General features: G+C 35.5%; 18 protein-coding genes. 10 read left to right on the top strand and 8 right to left on the bottom strand.

Features of this window, described 5'->3' with window-relative positions; genetic code table 11:
- Positions 1-4: 4 nt before the first annotated feature.
- From MWU84_RS11920 to MWU84_RS11890, 7 genes are all read left to right on the top strand, one after another.
- Positions 5-2,392 carry a glycoside hydrolase family 3 N-terminal domain-containing protein gene (locus tag MWU84_RS11920; RefSeq protein ID WP_246901708.1) on the top strand — a complete coding sequence of 796 codons (2,388 nt, stop codon included), beginning with the start codon at positions 5-7 and terminating at the stop codon, positions 2,390-2,392.
- A gap of 167 nt (positions 2,393-2,559) precedes the next feature.
- Complete coding sequence (locus tag MWU84_RS11915) at positions 2,560-2,982, top strand: hypothetical protein (protein ID WP_246901707.1); 423 nt, start codon at positions 2,560-2,562, stop codon at positions 2,980-2,982.
- A 124-nt stretch (positions 2,983-3,106) separates the two neighbouring features.
- A complete protein-coding gene (locus MWU84_RS11910; RefSeq protein WP_246901706.1) occupies positions 3,107-4,510 on the top strand; it encodes an alkaline phosphatase D family protein in 1,404 nt (467 codons plus the stop codon).
- Positions 4,511-4,592: 82 nt separating this feature from the next.
- Positions 4,593-5,306: a sialate O-acetylesterase gene (locus MWU84_RS11905; RefSeq protein ID WP_246901705.1), complete on the top strand. Its 714-nt coding sequence runs from the start codon at positions 4,593-4,595 to the stop codon at positions 5,304-5,306.
- A 115-nt stretch (positions 5,307-5,421) separates the two neighbouring features.
- The gene (locus MWU84_RS11900; RefSeq protein ID WP_246901704.1) at positions 5,422-6,927 is read left to right on the top strand and encodes an alkaline phosphatase D family protein; all 1,506 of its coding nucleotides are present in this window, start codon (positions 5,422-5,424) and stop codon (positions 6,925-6,927) included.
- Positions 6,928-7,868: 941 nt separating this feature from the next.
- Positions 7,869-8,255, top strand: coding sequence for a plasmid mobilization relaxosome protein MobC (gene mobC, locus MWU84_RS11895; RefSeq protein WP_246901703.1), 387 nt, complete (start codon positions 7,869-7,871; stop codon positions 8,253-8,255).
- Positions 8,252-10,561 carry a relaxase/mobilization nuclease domain-containing protein gene (locus tag MWU84_RS11890; RefSeq protein ID WP_246901702.1) on the top strand — a complete coding sequence of 770 codons (2,310 nt, stop codon included), beginning with the start codon at positions 8,252-8,254 and terminating at the stop codon, positions 10,559-10,561. The genes mobC and MWU84_RS11890 overlap by 4 nt, the downstream gene beginning before the upstream one ends.
- Before the next feature lie 215 nt (positions 10,562-10,776).
- Here the strand turns inward: MWU84_RS11890 and MWU84_RS11885 are convergent, their stop codons facing one another.
- The 5 genes from MWU84_RS11885 to MWU84_RS11865 form a co-directional block, all read right to left on the bottom strand.
- Complete coding sequence (locus MWU84_RS11885) at positions 10,777-11,634, bottom strand: hypothetical protein (protein ID WP_246901701.1); 858 nt, start codon at positions 11,632-11,634, stop codon at positions 10,777-10,779.
- A complete protein-coding gene (locus MWU84_RS11880) occupies positions 11,609-12,610 on the bottom strand; it encodes a type IV toxin-antitoxin system AbiEi family antitoxin (RefSeq protein ID WP_246901700.1) in 1,002 nt (333 codons plus the stop codon). Before MWU84_RS11880 ends, MWU84_RS11885 begins: the two co-directional genes overlap by 26 nt.
- Positions 12,611-12,746: 136 nt before the next feature.
- A complete protein-coding gene (locus tag MWU84_RS11875) occupies positions 12,747-13,970 on the bottom strand; it encodes a site-specific integrase (RefSeq protein ID WP_246901699.1) in 1,224 nt (407 codons plus the stop codon).
- Positions 13,971-14,251: 281 nt separating this feature from the next.
- On the bottom strand, positions 14,252-15,883 hold the full coding sequence (locus MWU84_RS11870; RefSeq protein WP_246901698.1) for a GIY-YIG nuclease family protein: 1,632 nt from the start codon (positions 15,881-15,883) through the stop codon (positions 14,252-14,254).
- Between the two features lie 359 nt (positions 15,884-16,242).
- Positions 16,243-16,665: a hypothetical protein gene (locus MWU84_RS11865; protein ID WP_246901697.1), complete on the bottom strand. Its 423-nt coding sequence runs from the start codon at positions 16,663-16,665 to the stop codon at positions 16,243-16,245.
- Between the two features lie 281 nt (positions 16,666-16,946).
- Between MWU84_RS11865 and MWU84_RS11860 the strand changes: the two genes are divergently transcribed.
- From MWU84_RS11860 to MWU84_RS11850, 3 genes are all read left to right on the top strand, one after another.
- A complete protein-coding gene (locus MWU84_RS11860; protein WP_246901696.1) occupies positions 16,947-17,357 on the top strand; it encodes a hypothetical protein in 411 nt (136 codons plus the stop codon).
- Between the two features lie 76 nt (positions 17,358-17,433).
- Positions 17,434-17,931: a hypothetical protein gene (locus tag MWU84_RS11855; RefSeq protein WP_246901695.1), complete on the top strand. Its 498-nt coding sequence runs from the start codon at positions 17,434-17,436 to the stop codon at positions 17,929-17,931.
- Entirely contained in the window at positions 17,924-18,460 is a 537-nt protein-coding gene (locus MWU84_RS11850; protein ID WP_246901694.1) for a hypothetical protein, read from the top strand. The genes MWU84_RS11855 and MWU84_RS11850 overlap by 8 nt, the downstream gene beginning before the upstream one ends.
- 366 nt (positions 18,461-18,826) lie before the next feature.
- Here MWU84_RS11850 and MWU84_RS11845 read toward each other — a convergent pair whose 3' ends face one another.
- The 3 genes from MWU84_RS11845 to MWU84_RS11835 are packed head-to-tail and all read right to left on the bottom strand — an operon-like array spanning position 18,827 to position 24,788.
- Entirely contained in the window at positions 18,827-21,679 is a 2,853-nt protein-coding gene (locus MWU84_RS11845; protein WP_246901693.1) for a type I restriction endonuclease subunit R, read from the bottom strand.
- Between the two features lie 5 nt (positions 21,680-21,684).
- The gene (locus MWU84_RS11840; protein WP_246901692.1) at positions 21,685-22,653 is read right to left on the bottom strand and encodes a hypothetical protein; all 969 of its coding nucleotides are present in this window, start codon (positions 22,651-22,653) and stop codon (positions 21,685-21,687) included.
- A complete protein-coding gene (locus MWU84_RS11835) occupies positions 22,650-24,788 on the bottom strand; it encodes an AAA family ATPase (RefSeq protein WP_246901691.1) in 2,139 nt (712 codons plus the stop codon). The genes MWU84_RS11840 and MWU84_RS11835 overlap by 4 nt, the downstream gene beginning before the upstream one ends.
- Between the last annotated feature and the right edge of the window lie 98 nt (positions 24,789-24,886).

Genomic DNA, 24,886 nt, shown 5'->3' with positions numbered 1-24,886 from the left:
TATAATGATAAAAAAAAGAGTAGTTGTTTTTGGAATATGCTTGCTAGTAAGCTGCTCATCCTTTGCCCAAAAGAAAACAATTTACCAGAAGGGTTGGATCGATTTTAACAAGAACGGTCAAAAAGATATTTTCGAAGACCCTGAAGTTGAAATCGATGACAGAGTCGAGGACTTATTGGGTCAAATGAATGTGGACGAAAAAACAGCTCAATGTGCTACGCTTTATGGCTACAAGCGGGTCTTAAAGGACGAATTACCTACTCCCGGTTGGAAAAACGAGGTGTGGAAAGACGGGATTGCCAACATAGATGAGCAGTTAAATGGTCTCAAACCTACGCAGTATTCGTATCCCTATAGCAAACACGCAGAGGCCATCAATACCATTCAGAAATGGTTTATTGAAGAAACACGTTTGGGAATTCCTGTTGACTTTACCAACGAAGGCATCCACGGGCTCAACCATGAAAAAGCGACCCCGCTTCCATCACCCATAGCCATTGGCAGTACCTGGAATAAGAACCTGGTAAGACAGGCAGGCGAAATAGAGGGGAGAGAAGGAAAGGCGCTGGGTTATACCAACATTTATGCACCCATACTTGATTTGGCCAGAGACCCACGCTGGGGCAGGGTAGTGGAGTGTTATGGTGAAGATCCCTATCTGGTTTCCGAACTCGGCATCCAGATGGTCAAAGGGATTCAGTCGCAAGGGTTAGCTTCTACATTAAAGCACTATGCAGTTTACAGCGTACCGAAAGGTGGTAGAGACGGTAGAGTTAGAACTGATCCCCACGTAGCACCAAGAGAACTGCACCAGATGCATTTGTATCCTTACAAAAGAGTGATTGGCGAAGCCCACCCCAAAGGAGTGATGAGCAGCTACAATGATTACGATGGTATTCCGGTGAGCGGAAGCTATTATTTCCTTACGGAACTGCTCCGTAATGAGTACGGCTTCAACGGGTATGTGGTTTCTGATAGTGAGGCCGTGGAGTTTCTTCATAAAAAACACCGTGTTGCAGAAGATTATAAAGAAGGCGTAAGACAGGTTGCGGAAGCAGGACTGAATGTGCGAACGCATTTTACACCACCCGAGGATTACATTTTACCGTTAAGGGAACTGGTCAACGACGGTGAACTGTCCATGGCAACTCTTGACCGAAATGTGAGAGACGTTCTTCGTGTAAAATTTGAACTGGGACTTTTTGATGAGCCTTACGTAAAAGACACCAAAGCCGCAGATAAGATAGTGGCCAATGATACCGAAGACTTTGTGCTGCAAATGGCCAAAGAGTCGCTGGTACTTCTTAAGAACGAAAACAAAACGTTACCACTTGATATCAATAAGCTCGATAATATTCTGGTCACCGGTCCTCTGGCCGTTGATAAATCTGTCTATGTAAGTCGGTACGGTCCTCAAAATCTAGAAGTAAAAAGTGTACTGGAGGGCATCCAGAATTATGTTGGAGCCAAAACCAATGTTAACTTCTCGTTGGGGTGCGAAGTAGTGGACGAAGCCTGGCCGGAGAGCGAAATTATCCCCATCCCGCTTTCAGATCAGGAGCAGCGGATGATCGATGATGCCGTGGCCAAGGCCAAACAATCCGATGTCATCATTGCCGTAATGGGCGAGGACGAGAAGCGCTGTGGGGAAAGCCGGTCCAGAACAGATTTGGGACTACCGGGCAGACAGTTTCAATTGCTACAGGCCCTTGAAGCCACCGGTAAACCCATAGTACTCGTACTTATAAACGGAAGACCACTGACCATCAATTGGGAGAACCAATACTTACCGGCAATACTGGAAGCGTGGTTTCCAAATATAGAAGGCCCCAATGCGATTGCAGAGACATTATTTGGTGATTATAATCCGGGAGGAAAACTGCCCATTACTTTTCCCAGGTCTGTTGGTCAACTGGAGCTGAACTTTCCGTACAAACCAAGTTCACAGGTCGGTCAGCCCTCATCGGGTCCTAACGGCACCGGTAAAACATCTGTGGTAGGGGAGCTTTACCCATTTGGTTATGGATTAAGTTACACGCAGTTCGAATACAAGAACTTAAAGATCACCCCGGAGACAGGAAAGACACAGCAGCAGATAGAGGTATCCGTTGATGTGACGAACACCGGAAAAGTGAAGGGTGACGAAGTGGTCCAGCTTTACTTCAAGGATCTGGTGAGCAGTGTAATCGTTTATGAACTACAGTTAAGAGGTTTTGAGCGGATCACCTTAGAACCGGGAGAGACCAAAACGGTTCACTTCACTTTAAAACCAGAAGATTTACAACTGCTTGATAGGGATATGAATTGGACAGTAGAGCCGGGAGAGTTTGAAGTAATGGTTGGTTCCAGTTCGCAGGATATTCGAGTAAAGGGAAACTTTAAACTATTGTAATAAAGTATATCTATATCAATTATATATGAATCGAATGGAAACAAAAAGTCGGTAATTTTCCCTTCTATTACTATCAGATAGCACCCTATCAATATGATGATACGGTAAATACGGCCTTTTTAAGGGAAGCCCAATTAAAAGCCTCCAAAGAAATTTCCAATTCTGGAATGGTTTCATTATTGGATGTTGGGGACGAAAGGACTGTTCACCCGGCAAATAAAAGAGTGGCGGGGGAGCGACTTGCCTATTTTGCATTAAAGGAAACTTACGGTATCGAGGGAATTTCGGCAAGGGGTCCTGAATATTTGGATATGAAAATTAAAGGGCCAACCGTGGAGCTCACGTATAATGAAAGCCTGACCTCTTTTGGAAAGGAATTGAAATGGTTCGCATTGTGTAGAAAGGATCATAAATTTTATCCCGCCAAAGCAAGAATAAAAGGAAAAAGGATAATTCTGGTATCCGGGGAAGTAGCAGAACCGGTAGCAGCAAGGTACGGGTTCAAGAATTTTGTCGATGGGGATTTATATAATTTACACGGGTTACCGGCATCCTCATTTAGGACTGATGACTGGGGGGAGAAGCATTAGAAAGTAAAGAATGAACTTATTTACGGGTATTTCCTAATTACCATACTTTTACTCAGCGTACTTGTTGGTCAGGGAACACTTTTCACAAATATCCATTTATTGAGAATTTGAAAGCTAAACAATCATGAAAAAAATTAATTTGAAGTATGCAAGTCTGATAGTACTAGTTATCATAGTTGCATGTGAATCTAAGAAGAAAGATTTCTTTACATCAGGATTTAGAACAATGGAGGTGTCGGATTCGACGGCACTTATCTGGACCAGGCTTTATGGCCAAGCTGCACCTAACCTTGTCGTACATCAAAAAACAGATGAACATCCGAGTTACCCAATTGATTTTGACGAAGAAATGGCACTTGATTCAATGGATGGGGGAGTTCCAGGGGTGGAAGGAGCGGTTAGACTCATCCTAACCGACGGATTGGAAAGTATGGAATCACCATGGGTGAAGGTAACAAAGGAAAATGATTTTACAGCAAGCCACCTATTCAGCGCATTAAAACCGGATACACAATATGAAGTAACCATTGAATCGAAAGCGTCTGGGAACAAGGTCAGTGGAAATTTTAGAACGGCTCCCACAAAAACAGTTGAGAAACCTATTCACTTCACAACTTCTACTTGTCAATATTTCTGGAGCTATGATGATAGTCTGAGGGGGTTCAAAGTTTATGATGCCATGAACAGCATGAACCCCGATTTCTTTGTTCAGACAGGGGATTATGTGTACTACGATCGAAAGGGCCCCGTGGCAAAGGATATTCCAACAGCACGCCACAAGTGGCATGCCATGGACTCATGGTCTTCCTTAGTTGATTTCCATCTTAAAGTACCCATGTATATGATCAAAGATGACCATGACCTTTTACGAGATGACATCAGCGATAAGAATAGAACGTACGGTAAATTAAGTTGGAATGATGGTTTAAAAATATGGAAGGAAAATGTTCCGTTGAGAGGAGAACCTTACCGGACATTTCGATGGGGAAAAGATCTTCAAATCTGGCTGGTGGAAGGACGGGAATTCAGGTCTGAGAACAAAATGGAAGATGGTCCTGATAAAACAATTCTGGGAAGTGAGCAGAAATCGTGGTTGGAGCAGACACTAAAGGAATCGGATGCTACTTTCAAAATCTTATTTTCTGCTACACCCATCATAGGCCCAGATAGGGAAAATAAGAAAGACAACCATGCCAATAAGGGTTTTCAAACCGAAGGGGATTGGATGCGGGGAATGCTTTCACAAATAGACAATGTTTACATAATCAATGGCGATCGTCACTGGCAGTACCATTCGGTTGATTCTGTAACACAGGTCAATGAATTTGGCTCTGGTCCGGTGAGTGATTCGCATTCCCAAGGTTGGGATCAAGAAGATATGAGGCCCCAGCACCGTTTTTTAAGAGTGAATGGTGGTTTTTTGGGCGTGAAAATAACCAGGGAGTCCAGCCAGCCTGAAATTAAATTTATCCATTATGATGTAGATGGAAATGAGGTTTACTCAGCCAAGTTCCAAGCCGAAATGTGAGCGGTGGGTATCATCTTAAAATTGATAAGAGCGATGAATAAGGAATCTATTACAGCATAAATACATAGCAAAAATTAAGAAAATGAAAGCAAAGACAATTGTTTTAGTGAGTTTAATAGCGATTATAGCATCATCTTGTGAACCAAAACAAGAAGGAAAACATTTATTTATCCTTTCAGGACAATCTAATATGGAAGGATTAAGGCCAGAAGAGTCTTTTACTCCTGCAATCAAAGATGAATTTGGAGAAGAAAATGTGATTATTGAAGAATATGCAAAAGGAGGTCAACCCATACGACGTTGGTATCGGGATTGGAAACCACTAGTAGGAGAAGAACCTAAAGCTCAACCTGATCTGTATGATTCCTTGATGACCAAAGTTTATAAAGGTATCGAAAATAAAAAAATCGCAACAGTAACGTTTGTTTGGATGCAGGGAGAACGTGATGCAAAAGAAAAATTAGGAGAAGTATACGAAAGAAGTTTGATAGGTCTTTATAATCAGCTAAGCAATGACTTGAAGCGCAAGGACATAAACTTTATAATTGGGAGATTAAGTGATTTTGATATGTCAAATGAAAAATATCCCCATTGGACTATGGTTAGAGATGTTCAGGTAAAAGTGGCTGAGTCTAAACCTCGCTTTGATTGGATTAATACTGATGACCTTAATGATGGAGTTAATAGAAAAGGAAAAGAAATAAAAAATGATTTACATATGTCGTCAGAAGGGTATGTGATTATGGGTAAGCGCTTTGCCGACAAAGCAATTCAGTTAATTGAGAATACGAAATAAAAAAGCTTAATAATAAATGGATAACAATATAAAAGGCGCTTATTAATTCCGTTGTACTTCCTTTTGGAAAGAGTGCTGCATATAAAGTTTAAATAAATAGAAAATATCAAAAGCCATGAGATTTAAGAGAGCCATATATCTTTTAGTAGGTATTATGTTTACTATGTTAAGCAACAAATGCTTTTGTCAAATTTCTAAAAACGTCTCGCCTCGTTATACTATCACGTTGGACGAAGCTCATATTGGAAGTTTGAAAATAGACAGTATGCTACTTGATAGTTATGGGAAAGCACCATTAAATAGCATGAAATTCTATCTCGATGCACGAAAATTATTTAAGAATAATAAGGCGGATTTTACCGATAGGCAGATTGTTGAGGCTGCGTTAAATAATGATATGAGCTTAATGGGTGGGCCTATGCTGGGCGATATAACAGAAAATGGAGTAAGTATTTGGCTCAGGCCATCCAATAAATTGCCAATTCACATAAAAGTAAATGCTTTAAATAGCAAAGAAGAGAAGGATTACACCTTAAAACCTGGTGTTGCAGGTAAGGAAAAGCGGATTGTATTAAAAGATTTATCTCCTTCTACGAAGTACACCTATGTAGCAAAAACAAAAGGGATTGAAATAGCCGAGGGAACTTTTCGAACATCACCAAAATTAGACGAAAATAATCAGATAAGACTGGCTTTTGGTTCAGGTTTTCATAAAATAGGACTTCATAATCCTAACCTGATAAACACAATATTACAAAGAGAACCAAATGCAATGTTGCTTTTAGGGGACATTGCAGTTGATGATCGGGAAAATAATTTTAGCATGCACAGGTCTGATTATTTACTTCGTGATGTTTCCAATGCATGGAAAAAACTCGCTTCCAATATTCCTGTTTACGCAAGTTGGGATGACCACGATTATCTTAATAACGACCTAAGTGGGGTTCCCAAAAGATTTACGGAAAAAGACAGAGAAGAACTTAGAACATTATGGCGTCAAAACTGGAACAATCCTCAAAATGATGGGGAAGGAATTTATTTCAGTACTCGAATTGGTCAGGTTGAACTAATAATGCTTGATACAAGGTCGTGTCGTACAATTGAAAAACGGGGTCAATATGGTTCCTATTTGGGTACAGAACAATTAAAATGGTTCAAGGATATCTTAAAAAAATCCACGGCACATTTTAAGGTTGTCTCAAGTGGAACTATGTGGAGTGATTATGTTTCAAATGGTAAAGATTCATGGGGTACTTGGGATACAATGGTTCGCGAAGAAATCTTCAATTTTATGGAGACGGAAAATATACCGGGTGTGCTATTAATAAGCGGAGACCGGCATGGTGCACGGGGTTTTACAATTCCCAGAAAATCAGGATTTAAATTTTACGAATTTGAGGCAGCATCTTTAGGTGGAGTGCCCGGGCCGGATGCAATGGCAAAAGAAGCAACGAATCAAATATTCGGTTATGGTGGCAAAGGATTAAAGGCTTTTGGTGAATTTACTTTTAACATGGAAGAAAGTGACCCTCAAGTTGTGTTTAGATTAATTGATGAATTTGGGAATGTTATGGAACAACATACTTTGCTATATGATATGTTGACCCCAAGAAAACAATAAAGTAGTGTGATTAAAATTGTTGAACAATAAGAATTGGTTTCTAACAAAGGATTCTATAAAAGTCCTTTATCAAAAAATGGAAACCTAGTTAAGTCATTAAATCCATTGGAATTAAAAAATATGTGAAAAATAGAAGCTAATGATAATTAAAAAAGATGGGTGATTACAGGGAGAAGGTTTTGCAATTTTATATCTTTATAAAATCAGAAAGTAAAGCATTTTACTTTAAGTTCATTTATAGTGTCATCAACAAATCGGATAACAGTTTGTTTTTAGAATTCATAAATGATTGATATATAATACATTGTGTGGTACGGGTGTAACCCTGCCACGATTCGAACCGTTTAATTCTAATTTGAGACATCAAATTCTTATTACTCCTTACCAATCACTACTGCACTACAAAATCCTCCGACCATCAGTTTTGATACTATATGTCATTAAAGGATAAACACCAAAATGAGGTTTGTCTTAAAGCAAAACAGCAATATAAATCTTTCAACCAGGGCATCGGTTTATTTGACCATGTTCATGCGGAAGTTCAAAAATCTACCACTCCAAGACTTCCCGGGCGAACCGCTACGCTGGTCCGCGTTCGGGGCCTTTCCGTTCCAGATTTTCGAACCCCCTCGGTGCCGCGCAAAAGCACAAGCGGCGGAAAAGCCGCTTGCCCTTTCATCTCCCTACCCACAAAAAATTGAATATTTCCGTATTTCCTTCCATTTTTTCAACACCATATTAGACCGGATAAATTCTCCGTTTGGTCTTAAATGGTCTCTATTGGCCGTATATGGTTTTACGGGTTAAAATATTGATTATAAGTTAGTTATATTCAAAATTGATGTACTATATTTATCCGTGAAACGGATAGCAAGCTGTATTCTAAGTTACTTAGAATTGTCTACTTCTTGCGAAGTGTTCTGTCCTAAAATGCAACGAAAATGGAACAACGTAAAAGAGGCCGGAAACGATTGGGAAAAAAGAAGCGGTACCATAACATAATGCTGCGGTTCAACGAGACGGAATATGAAAGATTGGGGAAGATCTGCGAATCCTATGATCTGGATATCTCGGAAAGGGGTGTGATAAGTCCGCTTCTGAGAAGATTGGTCTTGCAACAAGAGGCCAAGGAAAAAGATAGACTTCCAGATGCCTCGAACCTTGCCTACCATATCAACAAGATAGGGAACAACATCAACCAACTCGTCAAGATCGCACACCACAAGAATTTGAGAAGTCCGAATTCGGACCTCGAACGGGAAATTGAAAGGACCAACGAACTGCTGTACGCACTTATCAAGATAACAATGGAAGAACGAACAGGATGATAGGACAGATCATTTATGGCGAAACCTGTAAAGGGACATTGAACTATGTCTTCGGCAAAGAAGGCATGCTGGTACTCGGTTACGGTAACACGTTTTCGCAAAACATATCGCCAAAGTTCTTCGGTAACGTACTTCATTTTCAGGGACAGCGCAACGCCACCAAGAATCGCTATGTCCATATCAGTCTGAACCTTCCACATGGGGAACACCTTGACGACAAAACTTTCTATAAAATCTCCAAAGAATATATGGATAACATGGGCTATGGGGAACAGCCCTATGTCGTGGTCAGGCACAACGATACCAAACATGAGCATGTCCATATCGTAACGACCAACGTAAAGGAAGATGGAAAAGTACTCGGAATTTTCAACAGCTACCGACGGAATATCGCAACCCATCAATACTTGGAAAGGAAGTACAATCTTTCGCCATCGCCAAAAACAAAACAAGAAAGAGAACTCCCGATATACAGATTGCCCGAACTACAGTTCGGAATGGATGCGGAAAAGGGAACGAAGAATTATCTACAGGATGTATTGAACGGGATTAACCAAAAATACAAGGTGCGGAGTTTCGACGAGCTGGCGAAACTCGTCAAGCCTTATCATATTAAAGTCAAGCAGACGAAAAGCGAACCGGGAAGGATAGGGGTGGCCTACGGACTGAACAACCAAAAAGGGTATCGGACCCGGTTCATAAATGGCTCCGCCGTACACCGAGGACTGAGCGGCCCGAAACTGCAAAAAGTATTCGATGCCCATTCCAAATCTAAACTGTTGCCGATCCATCGGAAACGCCTATTGAAACAGATAGAGACTACCTATGACCTTTTTCAAACTATCCATCCTCATGACCTGGAAGATGTTGTCAAGGAATATCAAGACCTCGACATCAAACTGGACATGAAAGAAGAAACAATCGAGGGATTTACCATCTATGACAATTCAAGATATGTTTTCAAGGCAAAGGAACTTGGTAAGAACATACGATTGGAAAACCGCAAGGAAATTTTCGGGAATGGCAAAGAGCCTACGCAAATCAATACCGAAAGCAAGCAGTTCAAATTGGAAATCCAAAAAGTGATAAAAGAGGCATTGACAACATCCTATCTGAAATCCCCAAGACCGAACGGGCTGTTCTCGGAGCATATCATGACCATGAAATTCGGCGATATCGTTCCGAATTTGATGGCCTCGAAAGAATATGATTTCCTGGAACGTTACATCCCAGGAAATCAAAGGACGGAATTCAGGAAAGCAATGGAAAACGCCTTTCCAATGGTCAGGGAAAGATTGTATGAAATACAAACCAAAAAAGAAAAGGAAATCTTAGAAAGCAAATTCAAACTCATTGGGAAGGTATTGAAAGAAGGTGTTTTCGATGTAGGCACGGAACAGGGCAGCGTCCGCCTTCTGTTCCAATCTCTGGGCGTAAAGTATCATAGCAGTAAATTGTCCTTTACCAATTCGAACAGGCATTCCGTTCCCGTTCCTTTGGGGCACCTGCCCATCCCTGAACATATGGAAAAATATGTATCCTCGGGATTCGTCCGTCAAAACCACTTGATGCTTGAAATGCTATCTGAACATTCTTCCGAAAATAGTCCTAAGCTGACTGCATCTGCCATTTTCCTGCCTATGATATTTCCCAAGCTTTATAAAAAAATGAATCCCATTTATAAACAGAAATATGAAAGTGTCTCATTGGCTTCATACATAGATAACGCGGAACGGATGCACGCCCCATTTGAAAAATCCCCGAAGGACTATATCGCCCTGTTCAATGCCAAGGGGTTCTATTTTGAAAAAGGGAAGGAGGGATTCGAGGTCAAATCCATTTATACGGACAACAAATCAAGTTGCACTTTGCCCAAAAGAACGAGCCAATATTTGAGTTCGATTCCCGATTTGACCGCAACGTTACAGGGACAACAACCCGTCATCAACAACTTTGTTGAAGAGGGCAGGAGCAAGCTGGAAAACCTATGGGCGGGACATCTCATGGAAAGGGGAATGTACGACAAGGCCACCTATATGATAACGGCAGAAAATGTACGGCCGAACCTACATCGGGACATCGTGCAGCACCATATGGGTAACGGGCTTCGCAAAAGTTTGAACGAAGTAGTGGCACGGACAACGAATGTCCAATACAACCGTAAGTTACGGAAAGGTGTTTATGCCATCAGTTCGTTATTGGAAAGTAGTAGTAGCTCGGAGGAGATGTTCAACGGTTTCAAGGACGAATTTACCGATTTCACAAAACTCAAAAGGAAAGGGAAGGATATGGGGCTGTCGTTCTAAAATTTAATAAGGTGCTTTTGGACAGGGAATTTTGCGCCCTGAAGGGCGCTTTTTTGTGGAGAGGGGGAGAAGAAGTATGGTGTGTCGAGCCATGGTCGGTTCGCGCCCTACGAAGTTTCTTCTTAACGCTTACCTGTCGGGACGCTAAAGAAACTCCGCAGGATCCAGGCGCGGGTAAGTCATGGTAAGATTTGGGCTGGACGGTAAATTAATTTTTATTCGCCTCGAAAACCAAGCTGAATTTCAACTAACGGTTTTAGACTTTCGGCAACCGTAGTATTGGCCCAAATTGCCATAATCTTCCCAATTTCGCTTGTATTGACATCCATCGTATTTTTTTCCAATAGATTGGTCAGCCTTTCATAGAGTTTTTCATTCCTGATCGCTATTTTCTTCATCTCCCGACCCATAACCCGCGCGGCAATGAGATTAAGTCCAAAATCATCGTCGCCAAATAAATCTGAATGATGCTCGTAAATTTGGTCGGTGTACATTTCAAAAAAATAAGTCAGTATAGTCAGAATGTCCTTTAGGTCATCCCTTCTGATTTCAGGACGGTCTTCCCAAGCGATGAGTTTTAGAATAACGATTCCGGGCAAAGTGCAGAACTTAAAGCGATGTTCCCCTTCCAATTCTACTTCGGGCAATCCGCTTTCATAAATTTCTTTGAAGCCAGGCATGTTCAAACTGGTAAGCCCAGTACCTTCCAAACTTACCTTGGCATTTTCATCTTCAATGTTTCCGAAAGGAAGAAGGTCAACCTGCATTCTTCCCTGCCAAAATAACACGAAGTTATTCTCTTTGGAAGGTTGAAAGTGTTCTATTTTAATAAGGTGTCGTTTTAGTTTTTCATAGATTCCCTTGTCTTCGATAAAAACGGCAAAATCAATATCCCTTGTAATTCTGCTTGGCGGGATTCCATTAATTGCCGTCATCCATACATCACGGGCGACGGCACCGACCAAATAAAAATCGAGTTGGAATGCTGCAAAACCTCGCTCTAAAGCTGCCAACATTTCTAAAAAGTCGGGTCTTTGGCGGAGTTGTTTAAAATTTATCTTGTAAGTACTCATTATATATTTTTTCTGCAGTTTCGGTACATCGTCTATCCCCTTTCATTATTAGGTCAGCGTAAGCGAGCAAAGGATGAACCGCATCTTTTTCCTCCGTATTGTCTTTCCAGAATTTTTTGTAGATCTTGACATTGCCGCCTTCATCGGGAACAAGTCTATAGTTCTTCATCAGTTCGTTTCTTGGTTCGGTGGTGTATAACGTCAACTCTTCCGGACGTAGGTAATTGGTATAGATATCCCCAGCGGGTTCACCTCCCCAGAACGTTTTCCCTTGTTCTAGTTTAATGTCCTTCCAATTAAAAAAAGTATCGTTATCAACAAAACGGTATGTTCCAATGGCCAGATTAGGTTTCAACTTTTTTTCATAGGCCATAATCCATTTTTCGAGTAACTTCTTATTGCCCTCTAAGATATAGGTATCCTTGGTAAGTGGAATGAGGAAACCATCATCCTTTAGGCCATTGAAGATGTTCGTGATATTGCCGATACCGGTATCCGTTTTATCGGCTATTTCACGGTAGGTCTTATTGACCCAAGTATCGTCCAATAGGAACTGGTAAACGACCTTTAGGCCGGTTTTGGTAAATGCCCTATTTGTGGTCTTTTGCTTTATTTCGATGGGTTCATTGGCATCTATCCAAAGGAAGGTCTCTTTTTCGTTGAGGTAAATATTGCCGTTTGCCTCAAGATAGGCGATATTCCTATTACGAAGCTCTTGTTTTATTTTGGGAAATATGCTTTGTGCAACGATCATAAATGGATGATACTCCTTGGCGAGTGCCTCCAATTTTGGAAGATGGATATTTCTCAGCTCTTTTTTAATTTCTATGCCAAGTTTGATAGTCCTGTCGTTCAGGGTAAGGACTATCGTACCATCCAAGACTTCATTGGGGGCATCATCAAGCCATTGGGCTTCGATTTTACCTGTTTTCTGAAGGTTGGCTAATGCGTATTGTACAATTCCTTGATCGTTCATTGTTCACTTTATATTACAGTTCACGAAAACGTGAACAAATAAATATTGTGAACAAAAGTACATAATTAATTCTAAATGGAACTATTTATCGGGTTGATAACACATTTAAAAAAATCAAGCATAATATGTGAATAAATCAAAAACCAATGACACTATCAAGAGCATCGTCCAAATCTTTGTTTACGAAGTTCTGCTGATAATCAATGGTTGTTTTAATGTCGGAATGATTATAAAGCTTTTGCAAAACTTGTAACGGAATCCGGTCACCAGATATATTCCCAAAGGAATGACGGGAAATATGCATTGTGATTTTTTTAGTTATTCCCGCTCGTTCAGCAATTTGTCTTAAAAATCTATTGAGCCTTTTGTTTCCAGTTTTGGTGTCCCTCAAAATATCTTTGGGATTATTGCTGGTATCTTTTAATTCTGGGAAGATATAATCACTGTTTGAAGTTTTAGTAGGAAAGTACTCATCCAATATTTTTTGAAGTTTACAATGAATTTTGAGCGATAGGTTTTTTTGATTCTTGTTCATGGTATAGTATATCCTGTCTCCCTGCACATTTGCCCACTTCATTTGAAGTACATCGGAAACTCGCATTCCAGCAAGATAGAAACTAAAAAGAAATACATTTCGCGTATGATGCTGCTTTGGATTGTCAGAAAGATCTATTTCTTCTATGATTTTGATTTCTTCTGAAGTAAGACCGATTTTAATAGATTTTGGAATTCTTATTTTAATCTTTCCATCCGTATTCCCAAAAGGATAACTGTCCCTAGAGACAATGCCTTGTTGGGAAGCTCTGTTGTGCAAGGTGCGTATGAAAATCAGCGTGTTTACAATACTTCTTTCCCCAACGGAATCTTTGCTGCTTCTTAAATAAGAGATGAAACCTCTTAGGAAAAGAGGGGTAATGGCCTCGAAGGTCAACGTCTTTGCCCTTGGATACCTTTTAATCCTATTCAATAAGGGTAGTTCACAGTTGATACGAGAGTACTTCTTGTTCTTTTCCAGTTCCTCAAAATAGGCTTCGGCAAATGTGTAAAACGAGTGGCTTTTATGCTTTCCGGAAATGGTTTTTTTTATTTCTGTAACACGAGTTAGTGGTTTGGTCTCAGCCTCAATATCTAGAAGTGATTTGTTTATCTCAGCCAACTTAAATGCAATCAAATTATTTAAGCGCGTGGAGTTTGGATGATTTTTCTTCACTTTTCTCTTGACAGTATCCCAAAATTTTGGATTAATTCGCTGTCCAGTTTGTATGTATGAAGATTTTCTATCTTTGGTAATACGAATGTTGATAGGGCATAGGCCAGCTTTGTTTTTTCTTTTTCGCATGTATGCCTCAATGGTTGCCATAATTAAAGGTACAAATTTTTGGTCAAACAATGGTCAAACAAATGGCGGTTTTATATGGTTTTTTATGGTATTATCTGATTTTATAAATTTCATAACTTACTGAAAATAAGGTATTATAGTGTTTTTTAATACAAATTAGGAAAAACTTAGGATCTAGTGCCGTGAGGTGTGAGAGTTCGAGTCTCTCCGCCTGTACAATTAAAAAGAGTTAAATAGCACATTATCAGCTACTTAGCTCTTTTTTTTATTTTCATAATGTACGGTATTTGTACGGCTACATTTTACTCTAACTCTTTATTAATACTTGTTGTGACTTCTTCCACTACTTTACTAGCCAGCTTCAATTCTATTTTGAAGAATTCTCTATTTGGGTTTACCCTATATTTTTTTAGTATTTCATGTATTTTCTTCTCAGCAATTACACAATCCTTTACATTCCATTCGTTAATAATGTTAAAATTATCAGGTACACTTGTGTTGGATAATTGAGAAGCTCTTTCCTTAGTTGTCTTTCTAGTTAAACCAATTTTAAAAATATTTTTTTCGAAACTCGCATTCCTTAAAATATAAATAGCTCCTGCATTTTTCCCTTTATAGGCTTTTTCCGACCCCTTCTCGATAATTAAATCAGCAGTAACGGGTTTGTAATATGAAATTGTTTGACTAATCCAATTCCTGCCCTTTACGGGTCTTCCTTTTTTGTCCATTCCAATTTTCTCAGGGTCTATAGATTGATAATATCCTTTGTTCTCTATTTTAAAATTATCATCCCTTATAATCATGGAATCTGGAAAGTTTAAGTTTACTGTATCAAGCTTCCATATATGGCGAGTTCGAATTTTGAATTTACTTTTTACATTATTGTATTTTCTACTGTCTAGCGGACTTTTAATTAAGCTATGAAGTTGGGTTTTACATTCCTCTTCAAAAATACTTTCCTCATTTTCATTGAAATACATTGGCAAATATAGTACTGCTTTAGCTAGTTCAAATATTGGATTATAACTTTCAATTTCTTTTACGGATGATATAAAGATTTCTTTGGTACTATCGCTTATCCAAGTCCCATTTCGCATGAAACCAGATACATCATCTGTTGTAATTAAATGCGAATCCCCTCTGTCCTTAGCAACATAGCGAATGTCAATTGTCTCTGTCTCTAAGTCAAATCTGCAAGCAATCAACACTTTCCATAAATTTGGGTCGTTATTTAATTTAACCGCTTCTGCTACTAAATCTTTATCTGGTTTAAGATTTTCCTTTCCTCTAAGTATTTGACCATCAGTAATTGGTGCTAATTTCTTAGTTATTTTTTTTGTATCTGTAATTTCACCAGTAAGAAAAAACATTGAAACCTCATCTCCCCGTCTAACTAGAGAAACACCAGCAATCACGAACTCTTTGTTTTCAGATGTTCTAAATGTGATCTTTTTTAAATCGTCTTCAACATGAAAGTGATATATTAAGTCCTCTTCAAAATTATCAATATGATATTTTAAATTGAATTTAAAATCTTTTGAAGTATAGTAATCAATAAAATCAAATAATGAAATTTCATAATGTTCTTCATCTAGTAAAATCCATGAATTGATTCTTTTTTCTAAATTAAAAAAAGCTTCCATAACATTGAACATCAATGGCATTGACCTATGACCATGATTCCAAGAACGTGAATTAAACTCCCTTAAATAATGTCTTAATTCATATTCTATTCCTTTACCTATTTTATTTGCATCTTGTACTTGTAATGTATTAACTGCCTCCTTGAAATTCAATTTGTTAATCTTTTTAGCATTGGGGTTTTGTAGATTAAACAAATCTATTTTTGCTTTGACCTTTTTGTACTCTTCTGTTCCTTTTTCAGGAATTAAGTCTTTATTGAATTCAATTAACCTTTTTAGATGTTCTTTCATTAGTCATTAACCCTTTTTATATCCCTAATTGTTATAATTATTCTGAATAAAATCTTTAATGCAATTGCCAAAAGTCCAGAAAGCTATAAAAATTAAGACATACCACTTATCAAATTCTTTCATTGTAAGTTATTTATAACAAAGTTTCCTATATACTAACCATGCCATGGAGAATATACAAAAGTGACTTTCCCAAATATTTTATTTCCAGTTTTTATATGCTCTACTCAAAAAAAGCATGCAGAGCATATAATGCCATCTTACCTTCTTTATCAATACAGTGGGCTATAAATTACCCATTTTCCATAGTTCATCCTAATGCTACTTCTCTGAAAGTATTTAATACTTAGATAATCCCATTAAAACTTGGGCTTTGTTATATGTCTTAAAGCTAGGTTAAAAAACTCTTCAGATTTCTCCTTATCCCCGTGTAAATAATCCAGTCTGATACTAAGTCCCACTAGAAAAGTATTTTTCATAATTGTACTATCTTCACTTGCCATATTGCCAGTAACAAAAATTTCTACGTAGTCGCCTACTATAAATTCTTCTCTCCAATCAATAGTACATAAGCCCTCTACTTCATCAAAAATGATGATATCATACTTATCAAATGATGATTGGAAGTAACCATGTTCATCAAAAATAGGTACTCGAATTGTAACTCTTTGATAATAATTTTTACGAATTCCCGAACACTTTATTGGACTTATATCACATAAATATCCTTTTAAAATATAAGGAGGCAACTCTTCCCTCATAGCTTTTAATATTTTATCCATACATAGCATTTTATATATCTAAGGTAAACTTTATCAATAAGCATCCATACTCCATCGCATACAAGCATTAGCTAACTAAATTTAAAAGAATTAACCGTATTAGTTATAATATAAGTTAAGGGCAACAATTAATATTTTCATTGAAAATTTAAAAGTGGTCAAATAAACTCCGATTTTTGATTAACAACTAAAATTTAAATGGCTATATATCATGTATTAGTTGCTTCTTACTTTTACGTACGAAATAGTGTATATTGTAAACTTAATTATAGCGTTTAACAATGTTAAAGAAGAAAAAGAAAAAGAAAATGGAGCTCAGGTTGCAATTATATGCACTTAGTTTTGAGCCTAAGAATGAATATAAAAATAAACACACAACTCGAACAATATTAAATGAAGTTTTTAATTACTTACGTGAACTCAGAAACGATGGAAAGGGTCATTTGATTGATAGGCACGAAAAACAAGATAAAACGGAGCCAAGGGAGCTTTTTATGACTTCGCATAGACCACTTCCAGCAGAACGTAGAATTAGATGTTCGATGGCTTTGCTTAGAAAAGGTAGGCAACCAAAACTTAAGCCCACAGATAAGTTTAAACTAATGTCACTTGACACCATTGATGGAGAAATTGCAGAAGACACGCACTTTTTCATAGATTTTAGTGGGGATAGCTGCATTGTAGCTAGCTGAATACAATTATAACGGACCTCGCGCATCTGATTTAGAATATTATTTGAGAAATATAGCAGGCCCTAACCATTTAAAAATGGTCAAATCAACAGAATTAAAGGCTCTATTTACAAATTCATTAGAAGAGACTTTAGCAAGTTTGGAGAATGTGCTAAAAATGGATATTAAAATGAAACCCTCCAATTTGGCTAGAATGGATTCTGATATTAGGCAAAATTATTATTCATCCATGGAGAACATAGGCAAAGCCTTTAAGCCTCAATTTTTCAGAATCCAGACTTATTTTCAAATCCCAGGCTCTAATTCTCCAGTTGAAATCAATACAGAAGCAAATTCTTGGTTTAGAGAAATGTTAAATGCCTTCAGAGGTAGAAGAAGAAACATTAAATTGTTCGACAAATTCGAAGTTAAGTATAAAGATATACACGGAGAGGAATCCGTATTTAATTTACTGAAAGGTCGTGAAGAAATTAGAGTGATTGTTGATTCTGAAAGGGACTTAAAAAACAAAGAGATGTATGACCTCATTAAAATTGCTTTTGATCAATTTTTAGTTGAATATTATAATGATTGATAAATATTTCACTTACGCTATTCTTGTAGATATTTTCATTGCTAGCTTAATAACTGGCATATGTTGTTGGTTGGTGGCAATTTGTTTATTACCAATCCCAAACAGTGATTTTTTATTTTCAACCACCTCAGATATTGCTAACGTGGCATTTACATCCGCAGGTTTTGTACTTACTTTTTTGACGTTATTTGTAAGCTTTAAAGCAAGTGCTAAACCGATTAAAAAGAAAAAGAAAGAAACTCGTGAATCAGCCTATAAAGTCGTTTCTTTATTTGAACTATTTTTACATTCAGAATTATACTTAGAAACTATCAGACATTTAAAGAATGGAGTTAAGGAATTAATTTTAATTGCTCTTTTGGGCTACTCTTTAAAACTCTTAATTGGAAGTGTATTTATTGATTTTCTATTTTACTATGACATCTTCGGCCTAATAATTATATCCATGACTCTTTGGAGGAGTTTACTGATACTTACTGGTGTTCTCAAAATAGAAAAAAGAGAGAAAGAACAAACAAAATCAATTTAATTAAATTCTAATTTTTTTTAATCTGGAATTAGTCTTAAAATAAGCAATTTGACCTTTAGCAAGGGTTAGAGGCTTTCAAGATTTTATTAGGTATTTTTAGGGAAGCCTATACTTTTATATTCCTAACTTCAAGAAATTTTAGAATAAAAATTTCGGATTTATTAAAATTAGCCCTAGTGAATGTCACACTGCCGTTATATTACCGAATTAACACCTTTTTATTTGCACTTTTAAATTTTATTGTAATAACCTTTGTTTTTATTACACTGATTATCATATCGTTGAAGTTTGTTAAAATTAATCTATCTCAATAAAAAGACTGGTTTAAAATGCGTTTTCTTTCAAGAAGTAAAAAAATGGATTCCTTTAATGATCCATTCCATTAATAAAAGTCTCAACAAAATTTACTACTTTATTTAAGATTCTATCTCCAATTGATTTACGTTTTAACACATTAGGTTTATCGCCTTCAATCAAATCTAATAATTCATCACGTAATGGCTCTCTTTCGGCATAAAGATAATCTTCTATGAGTTTTTGTGTTTTTTCTGATGATAGGTTTTCTTCTTTTACAAATACTTCAAATGCCCTTCGCTGTTCTTTTGACCAGAATTTTTCAAACTCTTGCGGTATATCATCTGAATCCTCTATTTCCGGTAAATTATCCTGTATAAACTTTTCTATTAATTCTCGTTTACTTCTTAAATTAGCTTCACCAGTTAATAAGTCAACTACCTCTTTACGTTTTGTTTCTTGTTCTGTTTTATTCCCTTCTTTTAACGTTGCTAATAATTTTAAAATGTAAGTAACATTGATTTCGTCTCTATGTATTAATTCTAATTCAAAATCTACATCATCAAGAATGGATACTTTTTCTTTAGCTGTATCATCTTTGGTTTTTTGCCATAAATCTAAATACTTACTTCGGAAATCATTGAATAATTGCTCTTGCATTGCTAAATCTTCCCAATCGAAATTAGCAAAGGTTGTCATTGTGTTTTTTAAACGCATTAACTCTCTAAATGCTTTAATGAACTCCAATTCATCTTCTTCACTTACTAAATCATTAACACTATTTACTGTTGGTGTTACTTTTAATAAATTGATAAATGCTTCATTGAATTTCTCTGTGTATTCTTCATAAGGCTTCATTATAATAACATCTATCGCTTCTTTATTGCTAAAGAGTGTGATTGCTTGATCTGTTACTTTTTTAAGATTACGAAACACCACAATATTACCTTGTGATTTCTGCTCGTTTAGAATTCTATTGGTACGAGAGTACGCTTGTATTAAACCGTGATACTTTAAATTTTTATCTACGTATAAGGTATTTAATGATGGGCTATCAAACCCTGTTAGAAACATATTTACTACTAACAGAATATCAATTTTTTGTTCTTTTACTTTCTTTGATATATCGTTGTTATAATTATAAAAAGACTGACTATCCTTAGTTGAAAAATTAGAACCAAACATTTCGTTGTAATGCCCAATATAACTTTCTAACTTATCTCTTTTATGTGGGTTTAAATCATACTCAGCATTAGGTTCAGCAGCGATTGCTACTTCTTCTGGAATATATCCGTTTGCATCCGCATCATCTTCATTAGCTACATAACTAAATATAGTGGCTATTTTTAAATTGTGTTCTCCAGCTTGTTTTTTACGATTTAGAATATCATAATAATCTACTAACATATCAGTACTACCCACACAAAACATTCCTGTAAATTCTTTGTTGTGTGTTTTACGGTTGTGATTTGCTATAATATAATCTGCTATTTTTTCTAAACGCTTTGGCGATTCCATTAACTCTTTACGGTCAATGTCTTCTACTTCAATATCTATTTCTGTAGCTGATTCTTTTTGTTTGTATTTACCAACATATTCTACCGCAAATTTTAATACATTTTCATCTTTAATTGCATCTGTAATTACGTATTTATGTAAGCAATCCCCAAACAATTCCTTGGTAGTACGTTTACCTAATTCGTTTTTAACTGCGTTGTCAGCAAATATTGGCGTTCCTGTAAAACCAAACATTTGAAAGTTATTGAAGAATGCTTTTATGCGGTTATGTGTTTCTCCGAACTGACTACGATGACATTCATCAAAAATAAAGACGATACGCTCATCTTTCATTTTCTCCAACCTCTCTAAATAGTTCTTTTTACTAATTGCTGTATTTAATTTCTGAATGGTGGTTACAATAATTTTTGTATCGTCGCTAAATTGTTTTACTAACGTTTTTGTATTGTCTGTGCCGTCTATACTGCCTTTGGAGAAACTATTAAACTCTTTGGTAGTTTGGTAATCTAAATCTTTTCTATCTACCACGAATACCACCTTTTTAACTTGTGGCATTTTCATAATTATTTGACTTGCTTTAAATGAAGTCAATGTTTTACCAGAACCTGTTGTATGCCATACATAACCGTTATGATTACTATTCTTAACCTTATCAATAATACTTTCTACTGCAAAGTACTGATACGGTCTAAGCACCATTAGTATTTTATGTGTCTCGTTAAGTACTATGTATTTACATATCATTTTAGAGATATGACATGGGTCTAAAAACTCACTTGTAAATCCATTTAAAATATTAGTTAAACGTTTGTTTTCATTATTCGTCCAATAGAATGTTTGCTTGAATGATTGATGCCTATTATTTGCATAGTATTTTGTATTTACCCCGTTACTAATTACAAATATCTGAACGTATTGAAATAAGGCAGATTTAGCACCAAACGAATGTCTTTGATAGCGATTTATTTGATTAAAGGCTTCTTTCATTTCTAAGCCTCTACGCTTTAATTCTATTTGCACTAATGGTAAACCATTAACTAATAAGGTAACGTCAAAACGATTCTTATAACTACCTTCTATTGTTACTTGATTGGTAACTTGATATTGATTTTGGCACCAATGCTCTGTATTTAAAAACTCGAAATATAGATTATCGCCATTATCTCGTACAATGTGCTGTTTTTCTCTTAAAGTTTTGGCTTTCTCGAATACACTACCTTTGCTTAAAATATTTAATACACGCTCAAACTCTTGGGCGGTAAATATAATATTGTTATGCTTTTCTAATTGTGTTCTTAAATTAGTTAATAATGAAGCTTCATCTGGAATACTGACCTTAGTATAGCCTTGATTTGATAGCTGTTCTATTAGCTGATTTTCTAATACTTGTTCTGGTTGTGTACTCATTGATGCTATAAACTAATCATTTCAATATGTTCTAGAATATCTCTTTTAAACTTGGACATCGGTTGTGATTCATCTCCGACTTCTGAGTAAATCGAACCGAATGCATAATAGTAGGCTTCTTCCTTTGTTAGTTTTAACTTTGGATATCTCGCTATTAAATCATCAATATATGTTTCTGTAAAAGCTTCCTTCAGTGCTAATAGTTGGTTTAATTCTTTTGTATGAGTCGAATACTGTTCCTTCAATCTAAAAACTCTAATATTTCCTTTTATTTTTTCAACTTTACGTTTATTATCACTGAAAATAAAGTCCATTTCAGGATTACCCTTGCCTATTAAATCTAGATATGTTTTAGGTTTATGTATCAGTTTGGCATCATTACCAAAACCCTCAATATAAGGATGTATATTTTTTTCTAAAGAGGTTTCTTTTCTACCTTTTGCATTTCTATTACATGTTACACAACTTGGTATTAAATTATAAAAGGAAAGTCTTAAGTAAGGGTATTTGTATTTCGGTAAAAAATGGTCGATGTCAGCTCTAACAAATTTAGCTCTATCATTCCCAATTGTTGTAATATAATTTCTATTACAATAAGGACAAGTATTTATGCCTAAAGCTTCTGTAAAACTATATGCTTCTTTTGCACTAAGACTCTCGTAATCGAAAATCTCATTGATTATAATTTTGAATTTTGAAAACTTTTTAGGCTTATCGTTGATATACTCTTTTTGAAACAGAACTTTAAATTCATATTCATGAGCTGACAAAATAGTGTTCAAATCTGAAGAAATAATTTCTTTTATATTAGCTCTGAGGTATTTAGCTAACTGATGATTTGATGCAGTTTCGAAAGTGTTTAAAAACTTAGAATGTTTATTAATTTTGCTTTTTATGTTCTTTTCAATTCCATAATAGAAATTAGCAGAAATTGCTTTTAAATCTCTGTTTTTATTTAGAGCTAAATTAATCATTGATTTAATTTTTTTAATTCTAATTGAATTTTCGCCATTTGCGATTCTAAAAAAGCTTTTCGAGAAGTAGTATCGTCCTCAAAGCATTGATAATAAATGTCTAAAAGTTTATTTCTTACTATTTTATCACCAATCATATTAATAATCGATAAATATTTATTTTCTGCAAATTTGTTTTTATATACTATAAGCTTTTCTTCATTTTCGCCAGATACTTTTAAGGAGTATATTGAATCCAATTCACTTAAAATTTTATCTATAACTTGTTCGGAGTAACTGCCAATATTAGATTTAAGATAGAATGTATCCTGTAGTAGTTCATAAATATTGGCAGCAAAAGTTTTATTAATAATTGGTATACTATTGCCTTCTTTTAAATGTAATTGATTAATATGGGGAATGTCTGATAGTATAAAAGGTGAATGTGTAATATACACTATGTGTATATTCTCAATGAGTTCCAATTTAATTTGGTCCAATTCTCTTAGAAAATAGCTTATTATATTTCTTTGATATTCGGGGTGAAAATACAACTCTATCTCATCAAAGATTATTAGTACATTTTTATATTTAATACTATTTTTTTCTGTGGAATTCTTATATGATTCTAAGTTGTTTAAATGATAAATACTTGACTGTACAGACTGTACTAATTGCAATTGCCCCGAACTCAAAACGTTTATATCATAAGAGTCCTCAACTTCTTTTTCAGAAACATTTATAGTTATATTAAATAAAGTTGGAGGTAATAACTCAATAATGTTTTCAGAAAAGTCTATAAGCCGATTAGCGAAATCATTAAAAGGTATTTTGTAAACTCTTCCGGTAACATTTGTTTCGAACCAACTAGCATAATTATTGCTGTTAATTTTGTATATCCTTAAAGGATTATATAAAATATAATTTAATGCTTGTTTTAATTTTAAAGTAATATGAGTATCGTCATTACTCAATGCTTTTAAAAAATCTAAAAATTTAGATTTTTTAAAATTTGTTTCAAAAATTGTAGGTTGGGCATTTGCCCCGTAATCTAAATATTTCCAATATTTATTATAGTTAAATGCAATCCTATATAATTTTTTTACCACATATAGTTCTACTTCTTCAAGATACTCTATGTTAGAACTGGGTATAAATTCTTTATTTAAAATATATTGAATTGCTAAGTTTACAATTTCTTTTTTGTTGTCAATAGTTTTAAAATCATCGATCAACTCTTGAATAGATCTTGTTTTTGGAGCCCCTACATTTCCATTCCAAGACTGCGTTTCAATTTCCAGGTAATCAATTTTAGCACTATCAAGTCTGAAAATTAATTCCTTTATTATTATTGAATCTGTTATTTCAATATCCTTTTTTGAAAATTTATATTTCAAAATTGAATTGGATAATAAACGGTACTTAAAAAGATAATTTTCTCTATTTATATTGAAATTACCTTTTTCACGCATTGGGTTTATAACCAATGGAGTTTGATATGAATCATTTTTATGGAATAAGTGATTAATCCAGTTTCCAACTTGCAAAGAATTTAATCCATAAATAGAATAGTTTACTGAAATCGCGTAAAATAGCTTGCTTAATTCTGTTATCCCGAAATCATCTGGCTTATTTTTATACTTAAAAATATTATTCTTTTTTTTGGATTTGAATAAAAGACAGCCTTGAGCACTGTCATCATAATTGAATTTTATTTTATATGATGTCTCCCTGTCAACTAAAAAATATAATTCACATTTCAAATAGTTTTGGGAATGTAAAACTAGATTTTTATCTGAATCATATAAAACCTTTAGTTGTACAGCTAAATTGTGAATTGCTAAATATAAAATTTCAATCAAAGAACTTTTTCCACTACCATTTTTACCAACAATAGCAGAGACTTCAACAGAAACATGTGAATTATTACTTAGCTTGTATAAGTTAGGAATACGATTGTTGACGTCATGAGTTAGAAATTTAGAATCATCGCTAAGTTGATAATCATTAAAAAATAGAAATGTTTTATTTGGTTCTAGATTTCTTAAATAGTCATAATTTTCTTTAGTTATCCAATCCTTCGTACTAACAATACTAGATTCTTCTTTTGTTAAAGCACCACCTGTTTTAATTGCAATTAATTTAAAATCACTCATACATTTTAATCTACTTTAAATTGATTAACTTTTATTTATTAATCCCATGAAATACTAAAAATGTTAAAAACTTGTTTATAAATAGATTAATATCATAT

This window comes from Arenibacter sp. F20364 (assembly GCF_023015905.1).
GTDB lineage: Bacteria > Bacteroidota > Bacteroidia > Flavobacteriales > Flavobacteriaceae > Arenibacter.
Note: the sequence above shows the minus strand (reverse complement) of the source record. Positions and strands in the feature narration are given on the sequence as shown.